This is a genomic window from Thermococcus sp. (assembly GCF_027008145.1).
Classification (GTDB): domain Archaea; phylum Methanobacteriota_B; class Thermococci; order Thermococcales; family Thermococcaceae; genus Thermococcus.
Genome location: NZ_JALTCZ010000155.1, coordinates 1 through 1,683 on the forward strand (window position 1 = coordinate 1; position 1,683 = coordinate 1,683).

General features: G+C 48.5%; 1 pseudogene and 1 CRISPR repeat array. The pseudogene reads left to right on the plus strand.

Annotation, left to right across the window (positions count from 1 at the left end):
* Positions 1-681 (plus strand): annotated as a pseudogene (locus MVD07_RS07375) (CRISPR-associated helicase/endonuclease Cas3); the annotation flags it as partial.
* 497 nt (positions 682-1,178) lie between these two features.
* Positions 1,179-1,613: a CRISPR direct-repeat array (repeat unit 29 nt; unit sequence GTTTCCGTAGAACAGTGTTGTGTGGAAAG).
* Positions 1,614-1,683: the final 70 nt, after the last annotated feature.

Genomic DNA, 1,683 nt, shown 5'->3' on the forward strand with positions numbered 1-1,683 from the left:
TTCATACAGAAGGACAAGGAAAGGAAGATGGAGCTCGTTGAGAAAATCGAGAGGGGCATCTTGGTTGCGACTCAAGTAGTGGAGGTTTCCCTCGATATAGACTACGACGTTCTGTACACCGAGACCGCTCCGATAGATGCCCTCATCCAGCGCTTCGGGAGGGTTAATAGAAGGGAACTGAAGAGCGGTAAGGCGTACATCTTCCAGCCTGAAGGTAAGAGGCCGTACCTGCCCTACGATGAGAGGACCTACGGGGAGGCGAATTCACTGCTCGGTGAGCTTGAGGGAATCGAGAGCGAGCTCGACCTGCTCGGGATAAACGATGAGTTCTATGATAGAATATGGGACAGGTACGAGGCCGAGATAGGGAAGCCGAAGCTTGAAAAGAGCCTGATGAGGTGGAAGCGGGCCGAGAAAGTCCTGAAAACCCGCGACACCTTCATGAGCCTTCCGGCGATACCCCTGCCCTTCCTGGATAAAGCGATAGAGCTCGCAACCGACTGGGGAGAGCTGAGCGAGGAGGAGAAGCTGAAGGCTACCGTCTTCATCATCGAGCACACCGTTAACGTCCCGATATGGACGCTCGAAAAGTACAAGCACTTCAACGACGACCTCTACGAGCGCTTTGGCGTCTTTGGAATAGAGCTGGACTACGATAGCGAGGTCGGGCTGAGGGAGTAGCACAGGGAGAGGTACGGGAAACGGAGACAGCTTTTCCTGACCTTTGGGAGCAGGTTCTGCTCCCCTTCTAAGGTTGAGCAGTTTAAAACTCTTTATTGCTATCAAGAGCTCGTTTGGGTGTTCTTCGGATTTTGTCTAAAGATCCATCGAAACGTTTTATAACCATAAAACCATTTTCCGGTTCGAGAATTCAATGACGCTAAAATCGAAAAATAAGGACGTTACTTCGGGTTTAGATAGTTAGATGAGCCTCAAACACCTCTGCTGGGATTTTCAATGCCAAATTAACCTCCAAAACCGCAAAAGTGATTTTCGATTGCGCGAGAAGAGTATAACGTCGGTTACATGGGTTGACAAGGAATATCGAGGGTCAGGAGGACTTTTCAAAATCTGTGCCGGATTTATAAATGGGGTGCAGTGATACGGATTTTCATAATAAGGCTTAAATAGGAGTTGCGACATCTACTGTTTTTGGGAAAGGAGGAAATTTCCCGAGGGTTTCCGTAGAACAGTGTTGTGTGGAAAGGCTACGGCAAGGTGTTCACGATTCTCTGGCAGGCCCATGTTTCCGTAGAACAGTGTTGTGTGGAAAGTGAAGAAGATAAAGAACACGCCGAGGAATGCCTCGCGGTAGTTTCCGTAGAACAGTGTTGTGTGGAAAGTAATAATGTGCCGGCAACATAACATAAGAAACTTCCCAGGTTTCCGTAGAACAGTGTTGTGTGGAAAGAGCAGGCTGATATGGAGAAGCTGGTTGAGGCGGCCATTGTTTCCGTAGAACAGTGTTGTGTGGAAAGATAAGCCTCACCTTGAGGGCCACATCAACCCCCCTCATGTTTCCGTAGAACAGTGTTGTGTGGAAAGTATATCGTTGGCATGTCGGGGACATATAAGACCCAATGTGTTTCCGTAGGACAATGTTGTGTGGAAAGCAGGGTTTCAGTTGGCCCGTTTCTATCCTGTTAAGAGAAAACCCCGAGAAAAACCTAAAATCAGCTCAAA